Here is a 19,971-nt window from a genome sequence, read left to right as displayed (position 1 = left end):
CGGGGTCTCACTTCGCGGGACGAGCTGTGTCTCATGAGGCACACGTAACGGATGAGCACGCCTGCCTGCTCATCTCGCGAGGTCAGCCTTGCTTTTCTAGACGGCCGCTGTTTCCAGGACCTCGTCGAGCAGGGTCTCCGCCTTGCCCTCGTCGGTGCCCTCCGCCAGGGCGAGCTCGCTGACCAGTATCTGCCGGGCCTTCGCCAGCATCCGCTTCTCGCCGGCGGACAGGCCGCGGTCCTTCTCGCGCCGCCAGAGGTCGCGCACCACTTCGGCCACCTTGTTCACATCGCCCGAGGCGAGCTTCTCCAGGTTGGCCTTGTACCGACGAGACCAGTTCGTGGGCTCCTCGGTGTGCGGCGCTCGCAGCACGTCGAAGACCCGGTTCAGACCATCCTGGCCCACGACGTCCCGCACACCGACGATCTCGGCGTTGTCAGCGGGCACGCGAACCGTGAGGTCCCCTTGCGCGACTTTGAGGACGAGGTACTGCTTCTCCTCGCCCTTGATCACGCGGGTCTCGATCGCTTCGATGAGTGCGGCACCGTGGTGCGGGTAGACGACGGTCTCTCCGACCTTGAAAACCATGTGTCCTCTGCCCCTTTCGCTGCGTCCATCTTAGCACGCGGCGAGGGGGCCCACCTAGCGGGCCGAGATCGTCGTCGCAGGTCAGGGGCCATCCGGGGGGTTGACAAACCGATAAAGTGCATGCTCATGCAGGTGGTGGGGAACCCTGTCGACATTGCCGGATAGATCCACTGTGGACGGTTTACGGGCCCCTCGGCGCACCCTCGGTGGAGAGGTTTCCGGCCATAGCTAGGATCAGGCTGCCAATGGCTTTAGGAGGGACTGAGACCGTGAGGCTGCAGAAACGTCGTGTGGTCGGCGCGAGCGTGGTCGCCGTGGGTGCCGCCCTGGCTCTCGCCGGGTGCGGGGCCGGGCAGATCACCCAGACCAACACCATGCTGCCCGCGGTCAACGGCGCCATGGCCCAGGCCGGCAAGCTCGTCCTGCGCGACGCCGGGCTGGTCAACCGCAACGACTGCCAGCAGGCGTACGAGAGCGGGGCGAGCGCCCCGCTGACGCTGGTGATCGCCAACGACGGCACCGCCGACGACGAGCTGGTCAGCGTGAGCAGCGCGAACGCCGCGAGCGCCACCATCGAGGGCCAGAAGGCCGTCGTGGCGGGCAGCAAGCTGCTGGTCGGCCCGGCCACCGAGGGCGAGTCCGTGCAGCAGCCGGAGTCCAGCTCCGCCGCGCCGACCTCCACCCCGGCCTCGGGTTCGCCCACGTCGCCGGCCTCCGCCTCGCCGTCGGCGGGCCCCACCGGCCAGCCGACCCGCATCGGCCACGCCGAGATCGTGCTGCAGGGCATCAAGCAGGTCGTGTGGCCCGGCCAGACCGTCCCGGTGACCTTCACCTTCCGCGACGCCGGCCCGGTGACCGCGCAGCTGCCGATCCAGGCGCCGACGGTCGAGCTGTCCTGCCAGCCGTCGGAGTCCGCCGGCGGCGAGGGGCACTAGAACTGTCGGTGGTGCCCGCTAACGTGACCGACCATGGTCAAGAAGGGCACCAGCTACCGCTGCGGTGAGTGCGGGTACGAGGCCGCCAAGTGGGTCGGCCGCTGCCCGGAATGCCAGGCCTGGGGCACGATCGAGGAGCGCGGGGACGCGCGCCCGGCGATCGCCCGGGTGGCCGCCGGTGCGCCCAGCGCCCCGGCCCGGCCGATCGGCCAGGTCGACATCGAGGCCGCACGCGCCCGCACCACGGGTGTGGGTGAGCTTGATCGCGTCCTCGGCGGTGGTCTCGTGCCGGGTGCGGTCGTGCTGCTGGCCGGCGAACCGGGGGTCGGCAAGTCGACCCTGCTGCTCGAGGTGGCCTACCAGTGGGCCCGCGGCGGGTCCGGCCCCGCGCTGTACGTCACCGGTGAGGAGTCCGCGGGGCAGGTCCGGCTGCGTGCCGAGCGGACGAAGAACCTGCATGAGCGCATGTTCCTGGCCGCGGAAAGCGATCTCTCGGCCATCCTCGGGCACGTCGACGCCGTCAAGCCGGGTGTGCTGATCGTCGACTCGGTGCAGACGATGGCCTCACCGCAGGTGGAGGGCGCGCCGGGCGGCGTGACGCAGGTCCGGGCGGTCACCGCCGGGCTGGTGGCGCTGGCGAAGGAGCGCGGGCTGCCGGTCGTGCTCGTGGGACACGTCACGAAGGACGGCTCGGTGGCCGGGCCGCGCGTGCTGGAGCACCTGGTCGACGTGGTGCTGCACTTCGAGGGCGACCGGCATTCGACGCTGCGCATGGTGCGCGGGGTGAAGAACCGGTTCGGGCCCGCGGACGAGATCGGGTGCTTCGAGCTGCGTGAGGACGGCATCGTCGGCGTGCCGGACCCGTCCGGGCTGTTCCTGAACCGGCGGGAGGACGCGGTGCCGGGCACCGCGGTGACCGTCACGGTCGAGGGCAAGCGGCCGCTGCTGTGCGAGGTGCAGGCGCTGGTGTCCAGTGCCGGGGCGCCGCAGCCCAGGCGGGCCGTGAGCGGGCTGGACTCGGCGCGGGTGGCGATGATCCTCGCCGTGCTGGAGAAGCGCGGTGGGATCAGGCTGGGCGACCGGGACGTCTACTCGGCGACGGTCGGCGGGATGAAGGTGACCGAGCCGGCGGTGGACCTCGCGGTGATCCTGGCGTTGTGGTCGTCGGTGCGGGACGTGGCGCTGTCGCCGCGGCTGGTGGTCGTCGGCGAGGTCGGGCTGGCGGGGGAGATCCGGCGGGTCTCCGGCGCCGGCCGACGGCTGGCCGAGGCCGCGCGGCTGGGGTTCACGCACGCCCTGGTGCCGCCCGACCCGGGAAAGCTGCCGGACGGCATCCGGGTCCTGGAGGTGGACTCGGTGGCGGCGGCCCTGCACGCGGCCAACCACGCCTGAACGACGAAGAAGGCCCCCTCCGGCAGGCGGAGGGGGCCTTCAGCAAAACCGTGCCTACGCGCCCGATAGCAGCTTCGCGCAGCGGATCAGGCCCAGGTGCGAGTACGCCTGCGGGTGGTTGCCCAGCGAGCGCTCCGCCACCGGGTCGTACTGCTCGGGCAGCAGGCCCGTCGGGCCGGCCGCGTCCACCAGCTGCTCGAACAGCTCCTCCGCCTCGGTGCGGCGGCCGGTCAGCAGGTACGCCTCGATCAGCCACGCGGCGCACAGGTGGAACCCGCCCTCGCCGCCGGGCAGGCCGTCGTCGCGGCGGTAGCGGTACACCGTGGAACCGCTGCGCAGCTCGGCCTCGATCGCGGTCACCGTGTGCTGGAACCGCTCGTCCGACGGGTCGATCAGCCCGGCCAACCCGACGAACAGCGAAGCCGCGTCCAGGTCCGTCCCGTCGTAGGCCGTGGTGAACGCCTGCACCTCGTCGTTCCAGCCGTGCGTCAGCACGTCGGTCGCGATCTCCTCGCGCAGGTCGTGCCACCCGGCCGGGATCTCGCGCCCGTAGACCTCGCCGAGCTTGATGGCCCGGTCGACGGTCACCCAGCACATGACCCGCGAGTACACCCGGTGCCGCGGCACGTGCCGCTCCTCCCAGATGCCGTGGTCCGGCTCCGACCACCGCCGCGTGACGGCCTCGGCCATCGCGCGCACCAGCTGCCAGTCCTCGTCCCGCAGCTCGCCGCGCACCTGCGCCAGCTCGGCCACCAGCTCGACGACCGGGCCGAACACGTCCAGCTGCACCTGGTGGTTCGCCAGGTTGCCGACGCGCACCGGACGCGAACCCGCGTAGCCCGGCAGCGAGTCGATCACGGCCTCGGCGCCGAGCTGGGTGCCGTTGATCGTGTACAGCGGGTGCAGCCGCTCCGGCCCGGCCAGCGTCGCCAGCACGCCGTGCAGCCACCGCAGGTAGCCCTCGGCCTCGGCCAGCGAGCCCAGCCCGACCAGCTCGCGCACGGTGAACGCCGCGTCGCGGATCCAGCAGTACCGGTAGTCCCAGTTCCGCACGCCGCCGATCTCCTCCGGCAGCGACGTCGTGGCCGCCGCCAGCACCGCGCCGGTGTCGGCGTTGCACAGCCCGCGCAGCGTCAGCGCCGAGCGCGCGACCAGCTCGGGCTCCACGTTCGGCAGCTTCAGCGTGGTCGCCCAGTCGCTCCAGTAGGCGCCCGCCCGGGCCCGACGGTCCGCTTCGGACAACTCGTGCGCGCTCAGATCCGTGGTGCCGCAACGCAGTTCGAGCACGACCGGCTCGTCCTGGGTGGGCTGGACCAGTGCGGTGGCGGTGTCGTGCAGGCCGTCGGAGGTGATCTCCCACGCCACGCCCGGCGAGCGCAGCACGATCGGCTCGGACGTGCCCAGCACGCGCAGGCCCTCGGGGTCCGGCACCAGCCGCACCGGCACGCCGCCGAACTCCGGCCGCGGCGCGAACACCACGGACGCGGCGGCCGTCCCGGAGATCACGCGCACCAGGTCGGTGCGGTGCGGCGGGCCCTCCGGCTCCAGGTAGTCCGTCACCAGCAGCCGCGACCAGCGGGTCTCGACCGTCATCGTGTTCGGCAGGTACCGCTGGCCCAGCGGCAGGCCGTTGTGGTGCGGCTTGATCGAGAAGTGGCCGGCGCTGGCGCCGCCGAGCAGGTCGGCGAACACCGCGGGCGCGTCGGGGCCGGGGTGGCACATCCAGGTCAGCCGGGCGTCCGGGGTGACCAGGGCGACCGCGCGCTCGTTGGACAGCATCGACAGCCGCTCGATCGGCGGCGCCTGCTCGCCGTAGAGCCAGTTGCGGCGCTCCTCCAGCATGAACGCGAGGACCGTGGCGACGTCGTCGGTGCTGGCCACCCGGTAGGCCGCCAGCGTCTCGCCGTCGCCGACCTTGACGCCCACGTCCGGGCCGGACAGCCGGGCGAACGCCTTCTCGTCGGTCACGTCGTCACCGAGGAAGATCGCCGCGGTGGCGCCGACCTGGTGACGCAGGGTGTCCAGGGCGCGGCCCTTGTCGGTCTGCACGACGGCCAGCTCGACGACCTCCTTGCCGTCGGTGGTCGTCACACCCTCCCACGTGCACGGTCCATTGTGGACCTCGTCGAGGACGCGGCGGGCGGCGTCGCGGTCGGCGCGGCGGACGTGCACGGCGATGCTGGCCGGCTTGACCTCCAGCGACACGCCCGGCACGTCACCGGCGATGCGCTCCAGCTCCGCCTCGACCCGCCGGTGCAGGTCACGGGCCTGCGCGTCGAGCTCGTGCACGAAGCCGATGTCGAATTCGGAACCGTGGCTGCCGACCAGGTGCACCTCGTGCGGCAGTCGCGACAGGATGGCGAGGTCGCGCAGCGCGCGGCCGGAGATGACCGCGGTGGTCGTCTCGTGCAGCCCGGCCAGCGAGCGCAGGGCGCCCACCGACTCGGGCAGCGGGCGCGCCTCGTCCGGGTTGGTCACGATCGGAGCCAAGGTCCCGTCGTAGTCGCAAGCGACCAGCAAACGCGGCGTGCGAGCGATCTGCACGATCGCACGGCGCAGCTCAGCGGGCAGGGACTCGGCGGTCACCACTCCTCCTTAAGGAGCTCAGAAGCGTATCGCTGCAGGTGGGCCACTCAGGCGGCCGGTTCGGACCCGAGTGCCTCGAGGAACGACCGTGCCCACCTGTCGACGTCGTGGGTGAGGACCTGACGCCGCAACGCGCGCATCCGGCGTCTGCCCTCGGCAGGGTCGAGCGTAATGGCCGCCTCCAGCGCGTTCTTCACCCCGTCAAGATCGTGCGGGTTGACGAGAAAAGCGCTGGTCAGCTCGGCGGCGGCACCGGCGAACTCGGAGAGCACGAGCGAGCCGCCGAGGTCGTGACGGCACGCGACGTACTCCTTGCAGACCAGATTCATCCCATCGCGTAGTGGGGTGACGACCATGACGTCGGCCGCGCTGTAGAACGCGGCCAGTTCCTTGCGGTCCACCGACTGGTGCAGGTAGTGCACCACCGGGTGACCGACGCGGGCGAACTCGCCGTTGATTCGGCCCACCATCTGCTCGATCTCGGTGCGCATCCGCTGGTAGTGCTCGACGCGTTCCCGGCTCGGGGTCGCCAGCTGGACGAAGGTGACGTCCTCCGGCTGGACGCGGCCCTCCTGGAGCAGTTCGTGCAGCGCCTGCAGGCGCAGGTCGATGCCCTTGGTGTAGTCCAGGCGGTCGACCCCCAGCAGGACGGTCTTCGGGTTGCCCAGGTCGCGGCGGATCTGGGCGGCCCGCTCCGCGACCTCCTTGGTGCGGGCGAGCGTGTCCAGGCCGGCGGCGTCGATCGAGATCGGGAACGCCCCGACCCGGACCGTGCGGTTGCCGACCTGCATCATGCCCGGCCGGGACCGCACGCCGACCGCGCCGCGGCTCGGTTCCAGCCCGAGCAGCGTGCGGGCCAGCCACAGGAAGTTCTGCGCGCCACCCGGCCGGTGGAAGCCGACCAGGTCGGCGCCGATCAGGCCGCGCACGATCTCCGCGCGCCACGGGAGCTGCATGAACAGCTCGACCGGCGGGAACGGGATGTGCAGGAAGAAGCCGATGCGCAGGTCGGGGCGCAGTTCGCGGAGCATGCTCGGGACCAGCTGCAGCTGGTAGTCCTGCACCCACACCGTGGCGCCCTCGGCGGAGACCTGCGCGCTGGCCTCGGCGAAGCGGCGGTTGACCTGGACGTAGCTCTCCCACCAGCCGCGGTCGAACACCGGCGGCGCGACCACGTCGTGGTAGAGCGGCCACAGCGTGGCGTTGGAGAAGCCCTCGTAGTAGTCGCGGACCTCTTCGGTGGACAGCGAAACGGGGTAGAGGACCATGCCCTCGTCGCTGAACGGGTCGACGTCCACCCCGGGCACACCCGGCCAGCCGACCCAGGCACCCTTGCGCGAACGCAGGAACGGCTCCAGCGCCGACACCAAGCCACCCGGACTCGCCGTCCAGCGCTGGTTGCCGTCGGCCGTCCGTTCCAGGTCGACGGGCAGCCGGTTGGCGACCACGACGAAGTCCGCCGAAGCCGTGCCGATCCCTGGTTCGCTCACGTGGCCATGCTCCCTTGTCGTCCGCTCGAACACTATCCCGCGGCGGCGAACCAAGATCCACCGCGCGGTGGCTCATGGACGGCTACTCCAGTCGGCGCTCGGTCGTCCGCAGCGGACCCGCCATCCGGGGGCCCGCGAGCTTCCGTTCGAGGCGGCCGAGACCGGTGCGGACCGGCTGCGCGAGGTACTCGCCGAGTACCACGCCGGCGGCCAGCGCAAGCCCGATCGCCGCGGCCTTGATCAGCGTGGAGAGGTTGCCGTTGCTCTGGGTGGCCAGTTCATAGAGGCCACGGTACGTGGACAGACCCGGCAGCAGGGGGGTGATTCCCGACACCGCCACGACCAGCGGCGTCACCTTCAGCCGTCGGGCCAGCACGCCGCCGGAGAAGCCGATCACGACGGCCGCGACGGCCGAGGAGGTGATGACGTCGAACCGGCCCACGATCACCAGCGCGCCGTAGACGCCCGCGCCGATCGCGCCCGCCGCGGCGGCCACGAGCATCGAGCGCAGCGTCGAGTAACTGGCGACCGCGAAGCAGGCCGCCGCGGCCGCGCCCGCGGGCACGATGACCAGCAGGCTGTCCGCGGTCTGGGCGGGCAGCACCGGTTCGGCCGGGGTGAACCCGAGTGCCTTGGCGATGTTCAGCGCGAGCGCGACGCCGGTGATCAGGCCGGCGGACATCAGGACGGTTTCCATCGTGCGGCCGGCGGCGGTGACGTTGTAGCCGGTGATGGCGTCCTGCACCGCGGAGACCGTGGACAGACCGGACAGCAACACGGTGATCGCCGCGGCGGCGACCAGTGTGGAGAACCGCGCCGGCACGAGGTCGGTGTTCACGGCGACGGTGGCCAGCCCGGTGGCGACCAGCCCGCCGACGGCCTGCTGGAAGAAGAACGGCAGCGCGACGCGGTTGAGCAGGCGCCCGAGCCGGTCGATGAGGGCGGAGATGATCAGCGCGCCGACCGCGACGTCGAGGGTGCCGCTGAGCAGCAGGGTGATGAAGAAGGCCATGCCGCCCCAGGCCAGGGTGGCGAACCAGCGCGGGTACGGGTGCGGGGCGGTGGTGATCTTGTGCAGCTCGGTGTAGGCCTCTTCCGCGCTGAGGTGGCCGCGCAGGATCTGCTGGACCAGCATCTCGGTCTGGGACAGGCGGGTGTAGTCCAGGCTGCGCGAGCGGACCACGCGCAGGGCGGTGATGGGGTTCGCGTCGGTGCCGCGGTGGCAGGTGACGGTGATGGAGGTGAAGATGACGTCCACCTCGCAGTGCGGGAGACCGAAGGCCGCGGTCAGGGACAGGATGGTCGCGGTCACGTCGGACGCGCCGGCGCCGCTGGCCATCTGCACCTCGCCGACGCGCAGGACCAGGTCGAGGACGAAGTTGACCGTCGCCTCGTCCGGCAGGGCGGGACCGAGTTCGGTGGTCGCGTCCGGCGCCGGCTGCTCGCCGGTGGGCGCTTCCAGGATGTGCCAGGCCCGGCGACGCGGCTCGGTCGCCCGGCGACGCCGGTTCGCCTTTTCGACGCCGGGATCCTCCGGCGCTTCGAGGATGTGCCAGCCGCGCCTGCGGGTCACCGGGCCCCGGACGCGCTGGGTGCTGTTCATACGGCCGTCACCTCCTTGATTTGGCCTCCCGGCAGGCCCATCGCCTGGATCAAGCCGGTCGTTGCAAAGGGGCAACCGTGGCGTGCGCCACTCCGCCGATCATCCACGAAACCGGGGGGCCCGGCAGCGGTTGCTAGGATGACCCCGATCAGGCCGACTTAGCTCAGCTGGTAGAGCAGCTGTCTTGTAAACAGCAGGTCAGGGGTTCGAGCCCCCTAGTCGGCTCCCCGTCCGGCCAGGGTGTGTCCCTGTGGTGGAAAACACCCTGGCCGGCTTGTTCGTCCGGGTCCGCCGTTCTCCGCCGGTAGCGGCTCGTCCACTCAGAATGAGCGTCGGAGAATGCGGGGAGATTTTCCCGGGCGCCCAATTGACACACCGCCAGCGGCGGAGTGACGATACAGCGGCTCGGGCAAATTAACTGACCATGAACTCAGGGGTCAGAACTTCTCTGGACGTTCCGGACCGTGCGGAGCTGAAAACAATCACGCTCTATTCAGGAAGGCTGTCCTGAAATGACCAAGAAGAGGATCGCCGCGGCTGTTTCGGCGGCGGTGGCCGCGCTGGCGATGGTGCTGCTGCCCGCGGCGCCGGCGTTCGCCAAGATCCAGCCGGTCGATGTGTCCTGCACCAACCAGGGTGGCAACCAGCCGGGCGGGCAGCAACCGAGCTGCCAGGGCGGTGGACTCACCCAGAACACCGAGAACCAGAACCCGGCCGGGCAGGCTCCGCCCGGGCACAATCCTTGATCGCATCCCCGAGTTCTGACCGGAGGTGTGCGGGTGGACTTGTGGGCACCATGCCGCGCTCGCGAGTTCACCCGCGAAAAAAGTCCGGGTTATTGTGGAGGCGGGCAAAAAGATATTAACCAATAAAAATGCCGTCTTCCTCGTCTGGTCGACGTGATTTCGCACATGAGCGTCCGTATTTCTGCGCCCTCACGCCAGCACGAAGTACCGCAGCCACAGGTACGGCGCCGCGAGCGCGACGGTGATCAGCGTGACCACCGCGCCCTTGCGGGTGAACTCCCAGAACGTGATCGGTGTTCCCTCGCGCGCGGCGATTCCCAGCATCACCACGTTCGCGCTCGCGCCGACCGCTGTCAGGTTGCCTCCGAAGTCCGCGCCCAGCGCCAGCGCCCACCACAGCGCCTGGCCCTGCCCGGGGTCCGGCAGGTCCGCCACCAGCCCGGCGACCAGCGGGCTCATCGTCGCCACGTAGGGGATGTTGTCGATCACCCCGGAGAGCACCGCGGAGACCACCAGGATCAGCATCACGGCCAGCAGGGCGTGTCCGCCGGTCGCGTCCGCCGCGAGTCGCGCCAGGTGACCGATCACGCCGGTGTGCACTAGCGCTCCGATCATGATGAACAGGCCCGCGAAGAACAGCAGCGTCTCCCACTCGACCGCGGCCAGGTAGTCCTTCGGACGGCTCCCCGAGACCAGCACGAGGATCCCGGCGCCGAGCAGCGCCACGACCGACGGGTCCAGGTGGAACACCGAGTGCCCGATGAAACCGGCGAACACCAGCGCCAGCACGACGCCGCACTTGACCAGCAGCCGCTTGTCGCGGATGGCTTCGCGCTCGTCGAGGGTCATCACCTCGGCGATGCGCTTGGGATCGGCATCGAACGAGCCGCGGAACAGCCAGCGCAGCACCAGCGCGAACACGGCGACCTCGACCACCACGATCGGTGTCAGGTGGACCAGGAAGTCGTTGAACGTGAGGCCGCCGCGGCTGCCGATGATGATGTTCGGCGGATCCCCGATCAGCGTCGCCGCGCCGCCGATGTTCGACGCGAACACCTCCGCGATCAGGAACGGCACCGGGTTGATCCCGAGCCGGTCGCACACCAGCAGCGTCACCGGCGCGATCAGCAGGACGGTGGTGACGTTGTCCAGGAACGCCGACGCCGTCGCCGTGAGCAGCACCAGCAGGACCATCACCCGCAGCGGCGAGCCCTTCGCGCGCTTGACCGCCCAGATCGCGGTGAACTCGAAGACGCCGGTGCGGCGCAGGATCCCGACGATGATCATCATCCCGAGCAGCAGGAAGATGACGTCCCAGTCGACGCCGGTGTCGTGCGAGTAGAACGCCTCGTCCGACCCGACCACGCCGGCCGCCAGCACGATCCCGGCGCCGCCCAGCGCCGCGGCCGTCTTCGGGACGCGTTCCGTCGCGATGAGCAGGTAGGCCACCGCGAACACGACGATCGCGAGGGCGGTCACCAGGCGCCGCCTAGCGCAGAGCCAGCTCCAGCAGCCGGGACGCGGTGATCACGCCGGTGAGGCCGTCGCCGTCCACCACCGCGACCAGGGGGCAGCGCAGCCGCGCCATCGCCGCGGCGACCTCGACGATCGTGTCGTCGGCCTGGACCACGGGCAGCTCCGGGCGGTCGTCCGGCAGCAGGGCGCGGACCGTCTTGCCCTGCAGCTTCTCCGCCACGCGGTCGGCCATCGACTCGGACAGCACCCCGGCCAGCGACGGGTCGTCCTGGACGTAGCGCGGCACCAGCAACCGCACCACCTGCGACGCGGGCAGGATCGCGGCCGGGCGGCCCCGCGGGTCGGTGACGACCAGGCCGGGCAACCGGTTCGCGGCCAGCAGTCGGGCCGCCTCGAGAGCGTCCGAATCCGACGCGACAACCGGGAAGTCCTCGGCGATCTCCGATGCGCGCACATCCGCAGCGTACGACGATTCCGCGGGGGTCACCGGTCCTTGCCGGAATCCTGACGAGCACCACCGGGCCACTCCTGCCGTCGACCGACCGCCCGGCCCTGCTCGGGACGGGTGTGCCGACCAGACTTCCCGGCGCGCCGCCCGTAAAGATGCCGTATGCGAGCCGAGGCGGCAAACCGGGCGGGCTCCGGTGGGCGCCCGGCGAGGCTCAGCCGTGTCCGAGTACGCGTCGCGCTCGTTCGATGATCGGCTTGTCGATCATGTTGCCGTGCGCATCGGTGCTCGCGCCGTCGGTGGCCGATTCGAGCACCCCGCGCGCCCACGCGCGGGCCTCCTCGGTCGGGGCGAGGACCTCGTGGATGACGGAGATCTGGGCCGGGTGGATGCACATTCGGCCGGTGAAGCCGAGCCGCGCGGCGTGCCGGGTGTCTTCGACGAGCTTCCGTTCGTCCCGGATGGCGATGGTGACGCCGTCGAGCGGCGGTGCGATACCCGCCGCGGCCGACGCGAGGACGACGGCCGAACGAGCGTGCGCCAGCGCGAGGTGATCGCCATGGTCGACGCCCAGTTCCTGCGCGAGGTCCCCGTTGCCGAACGCGACGCGGACGACTCCCGGCACCGAGCAGATGGCCCGGGCTTCGAGGATGCCCACGGCCGTTTCCAGCGTGGGGACCACACACGAACCCTCCGGCAGGCGATCGATCAGGTCGCGGACCTGGTCCGGTCCCGTCGCCTTGGGCAGCACGACCGAGCAGGGGCCGTCCTTGAGAGCGGCGATGTCGTCCTCGTACCAGGGGCTTGTCGCGTCGTTCACGCGTACCAGGCCCGGCCCGCCGCCGGCCCGCCACTGCCGGACGTTCTCCCTGGCCTCGTCCTTGCGGCCGGGTGCGACGGCGTCCTCCAAGTCGAGGACGATGCCGTCCGCCCCGCTGGTCGCGGCCTTGCCGAACCGGTCTGGGCGGTCACCGGGCACGAACAGGATGGTGCGCGCGGAGGCGATCCGGCCGGAATCCGCCGAGAAGTCCCTGTCGCGGTGCTCGTTCATCGGCAAACTCCTTCGAACCGGTCATCGAACTGATCATGCCGCCTGCTGAAACGATGGTAGGCAGGTGGAGCGTCGCCGGACAAGCCGCCGTTGCGGTGGGATGCGGCGGGTCGGCCGGGTTGAAATCGGTTCCGGAATGTCCTGGCGGAAATCGACGATGACATTTCGCAGAATGCGCCGGTTGAATTCACCGCGAGCGCGTTCGGGTGTCCGAGCTGCGGGAACGTGCTCGGAGTCGGCGGGAACGAAACTCGACTCCATGGCTCGGCGAAATCGCTTGATGACATTCTGCGGTATCAACGGCAATCCCGACGGAGGTTGTGTGATGACGGCGATGTCCGAATCCCTCGCACGGGCGCGATCGCTGCTGTTCGTGCCCGGCCACCGGCCGGACCGCTTCGACAAGGCGGCCGCGACCACGGCCGACACCATCGTCCTCGACCTGGAGGACGCGGTCGGTCCTGACGAGAAGCCCGTCGCGCGCAAGAACGTCGCCGAGTGGCTGGCCGGTGGCGGACAGGGCATCGTCCGGATCAACGACGCCGACACCTGCTGGTACTCCGACGACGTCGCGATGCTCGCGGAGCGGCCGGCCGCTGTGATGCTGCCGAAGATCACCCACCGCGGCCAGGTGGTCGACGTGGTCCGCGCGCTCGCGCCGGGTTCCTGCGTGATCGCGATCCTGGAGACCGCGGCGGGAGTGCTCAACGCGCAGTCGATCTGCTCCGTCCCCGGCGTGGTCCGAGCCGCGTTCGGAAACGCCGACCTCGGGAGTGAGCTGGGGTTGGACCCCGCGCACCAGGCGTCGCTGGTCCACGCCCGCGCGCAGGTCGTGCTCGGTTCCGCGGCCGCCGGGATCGTGCCCCCCATCGACGGCGCGACGCTCGACCTCACCGACCGGGAGGCGATCACCGCCGACGCGACACATGCGGCGGAGCTGGGCTTCACCGGCAAGGTCTGCCTGCACCCCAGGCAGGTCGACGTGGTCAACGCGATCTTCACGCCGTCGCCCGAGGCGGTCGAGTGGGCCCGCCGGGTCCTCGCCGCCGCGGACAGCGGCGGCTCGATCAAGGCCGTGGACAACCAGATCGTCGGCAAACCGATCATCGACCGGGCCAGGCGGCTGCTGGCGCAGGCCGGTTGCTAGCCGGGGATTCGCGGGGAGGTCCGATGCACCAGGGCGTGTTCGAACGGCGGTCAGGACACGAGCAGGTGGTGTTCTGCCAGGACAGCGAGTCGGGGTTGCGGGCGATCATCGCCATCTATTCGACCGCGCTCGGACCGGCGTTGGGCGGCACCAGGTTCCACCCGTACCCGTCCGAGGAAGCCGCGTTGGCAGACGTTCTCGAGCTGGCCAAGGGTATGGCCTACAAGAACGCCGTGGCCGGGCTTCCGCACGGCGGCGGCAAGGCGGTGATCATCGGCGACCCACGGGTGGACAAGTCCGACGCCCTCATGCGCTCGTACGGCCGGTTCGTGGAGTCGTTGCACGGCACGTACATCACCGCCTGCGACGTCGGCACCACGGTGCGAGACATGGACATCGCATCGCGGGAATCGCAGTACGTCCTCGGCCGCTCGCGAGCCGACGGCGGTGCGGGCGACTCATCGGTGCTGACGGCGTTCGGCGTCTACCGGGCGATGCTCGCGTGCGCCGAGTACCGGTGGGGCACGCCGTCGGTGAAGGGGCTCCGGATCGCGGTCTCGGGTGTCGGGAAGGTCGGGTCGCTGCTCGCCAAACTCCTCGTCGAACAGGGCGCGCGGGTGGTCGTGCACGACATCGACGACGAGGCGGTGCGGCGCCTGCGCCTGGCTCGTCCGGAGATCCGCGCCGCGGTCGACGGGCCCGCCCTCATGCGCACGAAGGCGGACATCTTCGCGCCCTGCGCGCTGGGTGGGGTGCTCGACGAGCGGGCGGTGGGACTGCTCGGATCGGAGATCGTCTGCGGCGCGGCCAACAACCAGCTCGCCGAGCCGGGGATCGCGAAGGAGCTGCACGATCGGGGCGTGCTGTACGCGCCGGACTACGTCGTGAACGCCGGCGGCGTCATCCAGGTGGCGGACGAGTTGCACGGGTTCACCTTCCAGCGGGCCAAACGCCGCGCCGCGAAGATCTTCGAAGCGACGCGATACGTGCTGGAACTGGCCGACGAGGAGGGCCTGCCACCGGCCGCCGCGGCGGATCGGGTCGCGGAACGCCGGATGGCGGAGGCACGACACCGCACCGCGCGGGCCCGCGAGCGCGCCGAGGCGCCGACGGGCACCGGGTAACGCTGTTCGCTCGTGGGGCGACTTCCGGGGCACCGGCCGGTTCGAGCGGAGGTGCCATGCGGACCCGACCCGCGACGCGGAACGTCGCCTGGCCCTGGGCGTGGGTGCTCGTGCTCGTGGTGGGGCTCGGGTTGTTCGAGCTCGTCCGGCGGGTTCTGCTCGCCACCGAGAACCCCAACCTGGTGCCCTCGCTGATCCTGCTCGGCGCCGCCGTCGGGCCGGCCACCTTCGTCGCCTTCGTGTGGGGGCGGCGGCTCTCCTTCGGCGTCGATCCGGTTCTCGTCGGGCTCGTCGCCGTCGTGGGGGGCGTGGTCGGCGTCGTCACGGCCGGGGCGCTCGAGTACGACGTCCTCAAGGACCTCGGTCCGTTCCAGATGGCCGGCGTGGGCGTCATCGAGGAGACCGCGAAGCTCATCGCGCCCGCCGTCGTCCTCCTGGTCGTCCGCGACCGGCGCGCGGCGACCGGGCTGCTGCTCGGCGTCGCGTCCGGGGCGGGCTTCGCGGCGCTGGAAACGATGGGCTACGCGCTCGTCGCGTTCCTCAAGTCCCACGGCGACATCAGCGCGGTCGACCAGACACTTTTGATCCGCGGCGTGCTCAGCCCGGCTACCCACATGGCGTGGACCGGCCTGACCGCCGCCGCTTTGTGGGCCGCTGCCCGGCACCGCGGGCGCTCCCGCTGGATGGGCCGCTTCGCCGCGACCTTCGTCGTCGCCGTGGCGCTGCACACCGCGTGGGACGGCATCGGCACCACGCTCAGCTACATCGTGCTCGCCGCCCTCAGCCTCGGGCTGCTCGCGCTGGCCGTGCACCGCATCGGACACCGCCCCCGCGTCCCCCGGGTGCCGCGATAAAGAGCCCAAATCCTCTGGCCGCGACACGTGCCACGGGTGTCCACTGCGGAACGCGGCCGCGGCAGGAGTCAGCGGGCGCCGCCCGCCCGGACGCGGCCGGAAGGAGGCACCTCATGACTTCCGACGAGCGGCGTGAGCGCGTGCGCCGGGTGCTGGACCTGATGTGGAACCAGGGTGAGCTCGACGCCTGCGAAGACCTGTGCGCGCCGCACTGCACCTTCCACGACCCGAGCTTCGAGGTGGACGGGGTCGCCGGGTTCAAGCGCCAGGTCAGCGACCTGCGCACGGCCAACCCGGACCTGCACATGGACATCCACGACGTGCTCGTCGACGGCGACCTGTGCGCGGTGCGGTTCACGATGGGCGGCACCTCGCGGGCGGAGTTCCGCGGCCTGCCCGCGACCGGCAAGACGTACGTGATGACCGGCATGCTGTGCGGCAAGTGGGCCGACGACCGCCTGGTGGAGATGTGGGTCAACTACGACCTGCTCGGCGCGCTGCAGCAGCTCGGGATCATCTCGGAGATGGCGCCGCGGGAGACGGCGGGCTGAGGTCAGCCCAGTTTCAGGTCAGCCCGGTTCAGGTCAGCCCAGTTCGGTGATGCGCAGCCGCAGGTGCGCCACCTGCGGCTCGCTCATCCCGAGCGCCATGGCCTGCCGGTACGCGACCCGCGCGTCCTCCGTCGCGCCGAGCCGGTGCAGCAACTCCGCGCGGGTCGCGTGCCACCACGGGTACGACGTCAGCCCGGGGAGCGCGTCCACCAACGCCAAGCCGGCCGCCGGGCCGTCGCGCTCGGCCACCGCCACCGCGCGGTTCAGGCGGGCCACCGCCGTGTCCGCGACGCCCAACAGCACGTCGTACCAGGAGATCACCGCGTCCCAGTTGGTCTCCGCATACGACGGCGCCAGCGCGTGGCAGGCGGCGATCGCGGCCTGGACGACGTACCGGTCCGGCTCCACCGCCCGGCGCAGGCCGCGGCCCACCAGCGCCACGCCCTCCTTGATCGCGGAGCGGTCCCACCGCGACCGGTCCTGGTCCGGCAGCAGCACCGGCACCCCGTCGGCGTCCACGCGGGCGTCGCGGCGGGAATCCTGCAGCAGCAGCAACGCGAGCAGCCCCAGCACCGTCGGCTCGTCGGGCATCAGCGAAGCCAGCAGCCGCGCGAGCCGGATCGCCTCCGCGGTCAGCTCGGCGCGCACCAGGTCGGCACCCGCCGCCGCGGCGTAGCCCTCGTTGAAGATCAGGTACACCGTCGCCGCGACGCCGGTCAGCCGGTCCGGCAGCTCCGCCGCCTCCGGCACGCGGTAGGGGATCCGCGCCCGCGCGATCTTCTGCTTCGCCCGCGTCAGGCGCTTCGCCATCGTCGCCTCAGGAACCAGCAGCGCCCGGGCGACCTCCGCGGTGGACAACCCGCCGAGCGTCCGCAACGCGAGCGCCACCTGGGCCTCCAGCGACAGCGCCGGGTGGCAGCAGGTGAACACGAGCCGCAGCAGGTCGTCCGGCACCACCTCGGCCGGTTCCGGTTCGACGAACGGCATCGCCGCCGCCTCCTTCCCGGATCGCGCGGCCTCACGGCGGAACAGGTCCACGGCCCGCCGCTTCGCGGTGACCAGCAACCAGCCGCGCGGGTTGTCCGGTACGCCGTCGCGCGGCCAGGTTTCCAGCGCCCGCACGACGGCGTCCTGCACCGCGTCCTCGGCCAGGTCGACGCTGCCGGTGACGCGGATCAGCGTGGCCAGCACCCGGGTCCCCTCGTCCCGGGCCAGCCGCGCGACCGCGTCACCGGCCCCCATCGTCAGAACTCGATCACCGGGCGGATCTCGACGGCGCCGTCCCACGCCGCCGGGAGCTTGGCGACGAGCTTCACCGCTTCGTCGAGGTCGGCGCATTCGAGCAGGTAGAACCCGGTCAGCGCCTCCTTCGTCTCGGCGTAGGGGCCGTCGCTGGTCAGGACCTCGCCGCCCTTCCCGCCGGACACCCGCACGGTGGTCGAGGTGGAGGTCGGGTAGAGGGCCTTCCCGCCCCGGATCACGGCCGCGGCGGCTTCCCCGAATTCCCGGTACTCCTTGATCGTGTCCGCGTACTCCGGCTGCGACCAGTCGACGTCCGCGGCGTACAGCAGTGCGGCATAGGTGGGCATGGCTGCTCCTCGGGTGGGCACCGGCGCCGATCGCCGGTGTTCACGATAAGGACGAACAGCCTCGCACCGCCCTGGACACCGCGGGCCGGTTTTTTTTCAGAGCAGCCGGACGAGCGCCTGCACCGGCACGTGGTCGGACGGGTAGCGGCCGTCCACGCGGAACGTGTTGATCGCCGCCGCCAGCACCGACACCCGCGAGTTCGCCAGCACCCAGTCGATGCGGTTCGCGCCCAGCACCGGCTCGCGGTAGTTCGGGAACGTGCCCCACTCCGGCGTGAGCTGCTTCGCCGCGGTGCGCCACGTGTCCGAGAGCCCGCCCTCGATCAGCGTCCGGTACGCCACCGAGCCGGCCGGGGTGTTGAAGTCGCCGGTCAGCACCACCGGCAGGGCCGGGTCGAAGCCGGCGATCCGGTCGCGCACCAGGGCCGCGCTGCGCTGCCGCGCGTTCTCCGACTGGTGGTCGAAGTGGGTGTTGACGTGCACGAACTCCTTGCCGGTGCGGGCGTCCCGGAAGCGCACCCAGGTCACCATGCGCACCACGTTGTTGCCCCAGGACTTGGACCCGATCACGTACGGCGTGTCGGACAGCCAGAAGTGGTCGAAGTCGATCGGCTCGACGCGGCGCGTGTCGTAGTAGATGGTCATGAACTCGCCGCGCCCGCCGCCCTCGCGGCCCAGCCCGATCCACTCGTAGTGCTTGGGCAGGTCGACCGCGACCTGCTTGACCTGGTGGTAGAGGCCCTCCTGGATGCCCAGCACGGTCGGCTGCTCGATCTCCAGGAACCGCGCGAGCACCGGCCGCCGGTCGGTCCACGAGTCCGGCGTGCCCGGCGCGGCCTTGGTGTCCAGGCGGATGTTGAGCGTGGTCACGTGCAGGGTGTCGCCGGTCGCGCGGCCGATCAGCGCCTCGCCGGACTGGGCCTGCGCCCCGCTCGCGGTCATCAACGTCACCGCACCCGCGCCCGCGAGACCGAGTGCACCCCTTCGAGTGATGTCAGACATGTCGCGCACTTTGTCCGTTCCGCGTGTGGCGGTGCCGACGGTCAGGCGACGCCCGGGCGAACAACGCGCGTCGATCTCACTCGAGTTCGGCGCCCCGGGTCTCGCGCAGGAACCAGACGCACACCGCGCAGATCACCGCTATCAACGCGACATACCCGGAAACCGGCAGGGACGAACCCGTCGCGGCGATGAGCTGGGTGGCCAGGATCGGGCTCACCCCGCCGCCAATCACGCCGCTGGCGTTGTACGCGATCGACGCGCCGGTGTAGCGGTAGCGGGTCGCGAACAGCTCCGGCAGGAACGCGCCCATCGGCGCGAACAACGCGGCGAACGCGATCATCCCGACGGCCATCGCGAGCGCGATCAGCACCGGCTCGCCGGTGTTGATCAACGCGAACATCGGGAACGCCCACACCACCGCGAGCACCGCGGCGCCCAGGCACACCCGGCGCCGGCCCACGCGGTCCGACCAGGTCGCGAGCAGCGGGGTCGCCAGGCCCATCACCAGCGCGCTGATCATCGCGCAGATCAGCAGCATGTTCTTGTCCAGCTCCAGCACGGTCGTGCCGTAGGACAGCGAGAACGTGGTGATCGTGTAGAACAGCGTGTGCGCCAGGATGAACGCGCACGTGCTCAGCAGCAGCGTCTTCGGCTGCCGCTGCACGACCTCGACGATCGGCACCTTCGCCTTGTCGTGCTCGGCCATCGCGCGCTCGAAGACCGGCGTCTCCGCGATCTTCATCCGGATGTAGTAGCCGATGACGATCAGCAGCGAGCTGGCCAGGAACGGGATCCGCCAGCCCCAGTCGTCGAACGACTCCTCCGACATCGTCTGGCCCAGCACCAGGAACGCGCCGCCGGCGATGATGAACCCGATCGCCGGGCCCATCTGCGGGAAGCTCGACCACAGCCCGCGGCGGTCGCGTGGCGCGTACTCGGTGGCCAGCAGCACCGCGCCGCCCCATTCGCCGCCGAGCCCGAAGCCCTGCAGGAACCGGCACAGCACGAGCAGGATCGGCGCACCGATGCCGATCGCGCTGTAGGTCGGCAGCGCCCCGATGGCGACCGTACCGGTGCCCATGACCAGCAGCGACGCGACGAGCATCGCCTTGCGCCCCACCCGGTCGCCGAAGTGCCCGAACACCACCGCGCCGACCGGCCGCGCGATGAACCCGACGCCGAAGGTCGCGAACGCCGCGAGCGTGCCGGCGAGCGCGGAGAACGTCGGGAAGAACTGGTGGCCGAACACCAGCGCCGCGGCCGTGCCGTAGAGGTAGAAGTCGTAGAACTCGATGGCCGTGCCGATGAAGCTGGCGACAGCGATGCGCGAGGCCGACACCGGGGCGGTGGACGTCTGCGCGGCGGTACTCATCGGCTGCTCCTTCGGGG

General features: G+C 71.0%; 18 protein-coding genes and 1 tRNA gene. 8 read left to right on the top strand and 11 right to left on the bottom strand.

Annotated elements, in window-relative coordinates; all coding sequences use genetic code 11:
- Positions 1–96: 96 nt before the first annotated feature.
- A complete protein-coding gene (locus IE290_RS19885) occupies positions 97–588 on the bottom strand; it encodes a CarD family transcriptional regulator (RefSeq protein WP_020417039.1) in 492 nt (163 codons plus the stop codon).
- Positions 589–857: 269 nt separating this feature from the next.
- On the opposite strand from IE290_RS19885, the gene IE290_RS19880 reads away from it, so the two are divergent.
- Together IE290_RS19880 and radA are read left to right on the top strand one after the other, a co-directional pair.
- Positions 858–1,523 carry a copper chaperone PCu(A)C gene (locus IE290_RS19880; RefSeq protein ID WP_229874607.1) on the top strand — a complete coding sequence of 222 codons (666 nt, stop codon included), beginning with the start codon at positions 858–860 and terminating at the stop codon, positions 1,521–1,523.
- Positions 1,524–1,556: 33 nt separating this feature from the next.
- A complete protein-coding gene (gene radA, locus IE290_RS19875; protein ID WP_191246114.1) occupies positions 1,557–2,915 on the top strand; it encodes a DNA repair protein RadA in 1,359 nt (452 codons plus the stop codon).
- Between the two features lie 54 nt (positions 2,916–2,969).
- Here radA and otsB read toward each other — a convergent pair whose 3' ends face one another.
- From otsB to IE290_RS19860, 3 genes are all read right to left on the bottom strand, one after another.
- A complete protein-coding gene (otsB, locus tag IE290_RS19870; protein ID WP_191246113.1) occupies positions 2,970–5,504 on the bottom strand; it encodes a trehalose-phosphatase in 2,535 nt (844 codons plus the stop codon).
- Positions 5,505–5,548: 44 nt separating this feature from the next.
- Complete coding sequence (locus IE290_RS19865) at positions 5,549–6,991, bottom strand: alpha,alpha-trehalose-phosphate synthase (UDP-forming) (protein WP_017985373.1); 1,443 nt, start codon at positions 6,989–6,991, stop codon at positions 5,549–5,551.
- Positions 6,992–7,073: 82 nt separating this feature from the next.
- Positions 7,074–8,594 carry a threonine/serine exporter family protein gene (locus tag IE290_RS19860; RefSeq protein ID WP_191246112.1) on the bottom strand — a complete coding sequence of 507 codons (1,521 nt, stop codon included), beginning with the start codon at positions 8,592–8,594 and terminating at the stop codon, positions 7,074–7,076.
- Between the two features lie 152 nt (positions 8,595–8,746).
- Between IE290_RS19860 and IE290_RS19855 the strand changes: the two genes are divergently transcribed.
- A tRNA-Thr gene (locus IE290_RS19855) sits at positions 8,747–8,819 on the top strand.
- Positions 8,820–9,106: 287 nt separating this feature from the next.
- Positions 9,107–9,340 (top strand): hypothetical protein, encoded by a 234-nt coding sequence (locus IE290_RS19850; protein ID WP_191246111.1) that lies wholly within the window; start codon positions 9,107–9,109, stop codon positions 9,338–9,340.
- A 189-nt stretch (positions 9,341–9,529) separates the two neighbouring features.
- Here the strand turns inward: IE290_RS19850 and IE290_RS19845 are convergent, their stop codons facing one another.
- From IE290_RS19845 to IE290_RS19835, 3 genes are all read right to left on the bottom strand, one after another.
- On the bottom strand, positions 9,530–10,822 hold the full coding sequence (locus IE290_RS19845) for an ArsB/NhaD family transporter (protein ID WP_191246333.1): 1,293 nt from the start codon (positions 10,820–10,822) through the stop codon (positions 9,530–9,532).
- A gap of 7 nt (positions 10,823–10,829) precedes the next feature.
- Positions 10,830–11,270, bottom strand: a complete 441-nt coding sequence (locus tag IE290_RS19840) for a CBS domain-containing protein (RefSeq protein ID WP_191246110.1) — start codon at positions 11,268–11,270, stop codon at positions 10,830–10,832.
- Positions 11,271–11,478: 208 nt separating this feature from the next.
- Positions 11,479–12,315: an HpcH/HpaI aldolase/citrate lyase family protein gene (locus IE290_RS19835; protein ID WP_191246109.1), complete on the bottom strand. Its 837-nt coding sequence runs from the start codon at positions 12,313–12,315 to the stop codon at positions 11,479–11,481.
- Positions 12,316–12,640: 325 nt separating this feature from the next.
- Between IE290_RS19835 and IE290_RS19830 the strand changes: the two genes are divergently transcribed.
- From IE290_RS19830 to IE290_RS19815, 4 genes are all read left to right on the top strand, one after another.
- Positions 12,641–13,462, top strand: coding sequence for an HpcH/HpaI aldolase/citrate lyase family protein (locus IE290_RS19830; protein ID WP_191246108.1), 822 nt, complete (start codon positions 12,641–12,643; stop codon positions 13,460–13,462).
- Positions 13,463–13,485: 23 nt separating this feature from the next.
- Positions 13,486–14,586, top strand: a complete 1,101-nt coding sequence (locus IE290_RS19825) for a Glu/Leu/Phe/Val family dehydrogenase (RefSeq protein WP_191246107.1) — start codon at positions 13,486–13,488, stop codon at positions 14,584–14,586.
- Positions 14,587–14,642: 56 nt separating this feature from the next.
- Positions 14,643–15,440, top strand: a complete 798-nt coding sequence (locus tag IE290_RS19820; RefSeq protein ID WP_191246106.1) for a PrsW family glutamic-type intramembrane protease — start codon at positions 14,643–14,645, stop codon at positions 15,438–15,440.
- Between the two features lie 113 nt (positions 15,441–15,553).
- Positions 15,554–15,991 carry an ester cyclase gene (locus IE290_RS19815; protein WP_191246105.1) on the top strand — a complete coding sequence of 146 codons (438 nt, stop codon included), beginning with the start codon at positions 15,554–15,556 and terminating at the stop codon, positions 15,989–15,991.
- Positions 15,992–16,024: 33 nt separating this feature from the next.
- Here the strand turns inward: IE290_RS19815 and IE290_RS19810 are convergent, their stop codons facing one another.
- The 4 genes from IE290_RS19810 to IE290_RS19795 all read right to left on the bottom strand — a co-directional run bounded on the left by IE290_RS19810 (position 16,025) and on the right by IE290_RS19795 (position 19,954).
- On the bottom strand, positions 16,025–17,233 hold the full coding sequence (locus IE290_RS19810; protein WP_191246104.1) for an RNA polymerase sigma factor: 1,209 nt from the start codon (positions 17,231–17,233) through the stop codon (positions 16,025–16,027).
- Between the two features lie 2 nt (positions 17,234–17,235).
- On the bottom strand, positions 17,236–17,580 hold the full coding sequence (locus tag IE290_RS19805) for a YciI family protein (RefSeq protein ID WP_191246103.1): 345 nt from the start codon (positions 17,578–17,580) through the stop codon (positions 17,236–17,238).
- A 96-nt stretch (positions 17,581–17,676) separates the two neighbouring features.
- Positions 17,677–18,582, bottom strand: coding sequence for an endonuclease/exonuclease/phosphatase family protein (locus tag IE290_RS19800; RefSeq protein WP_191246102.1), 906 nt, complete (start codon positions 18,580–18,582; stop codon positions 17,677–17,679).
- A gap of 76 nt (positions 18,583–18,658) precedes the next feature.
- On the bottom strand, positions 18,659–19,954 hold the full coding sequence (locus tag IE290_RS19795) for an MFS transporter (protein ID WP_191246101.1): 1,296 nt from the start codon (positions 19,952–19,954) through the stop codon (positions 18,659–18,661).
- Positions 19,955–19,971: the final 17 nt, after the last annotated feature.

Origin of the sequence: Amycolatopsis deserti, assembly GCF_014653945.1 — a bacterium.
GTDB classification, from domain to species: Bacteria; Actinomycetota; Actinomycetes; order Mycobacteriales; family Pseudonocardiaceae; genus Amycolatopsis_E; species Amycolatopsis_E deserti.
The sequence above is the reverse complement of the archived record's forward strand: the minus strand, read 5'-3'. Positions and strand labels throughout refer to the sequence as shown.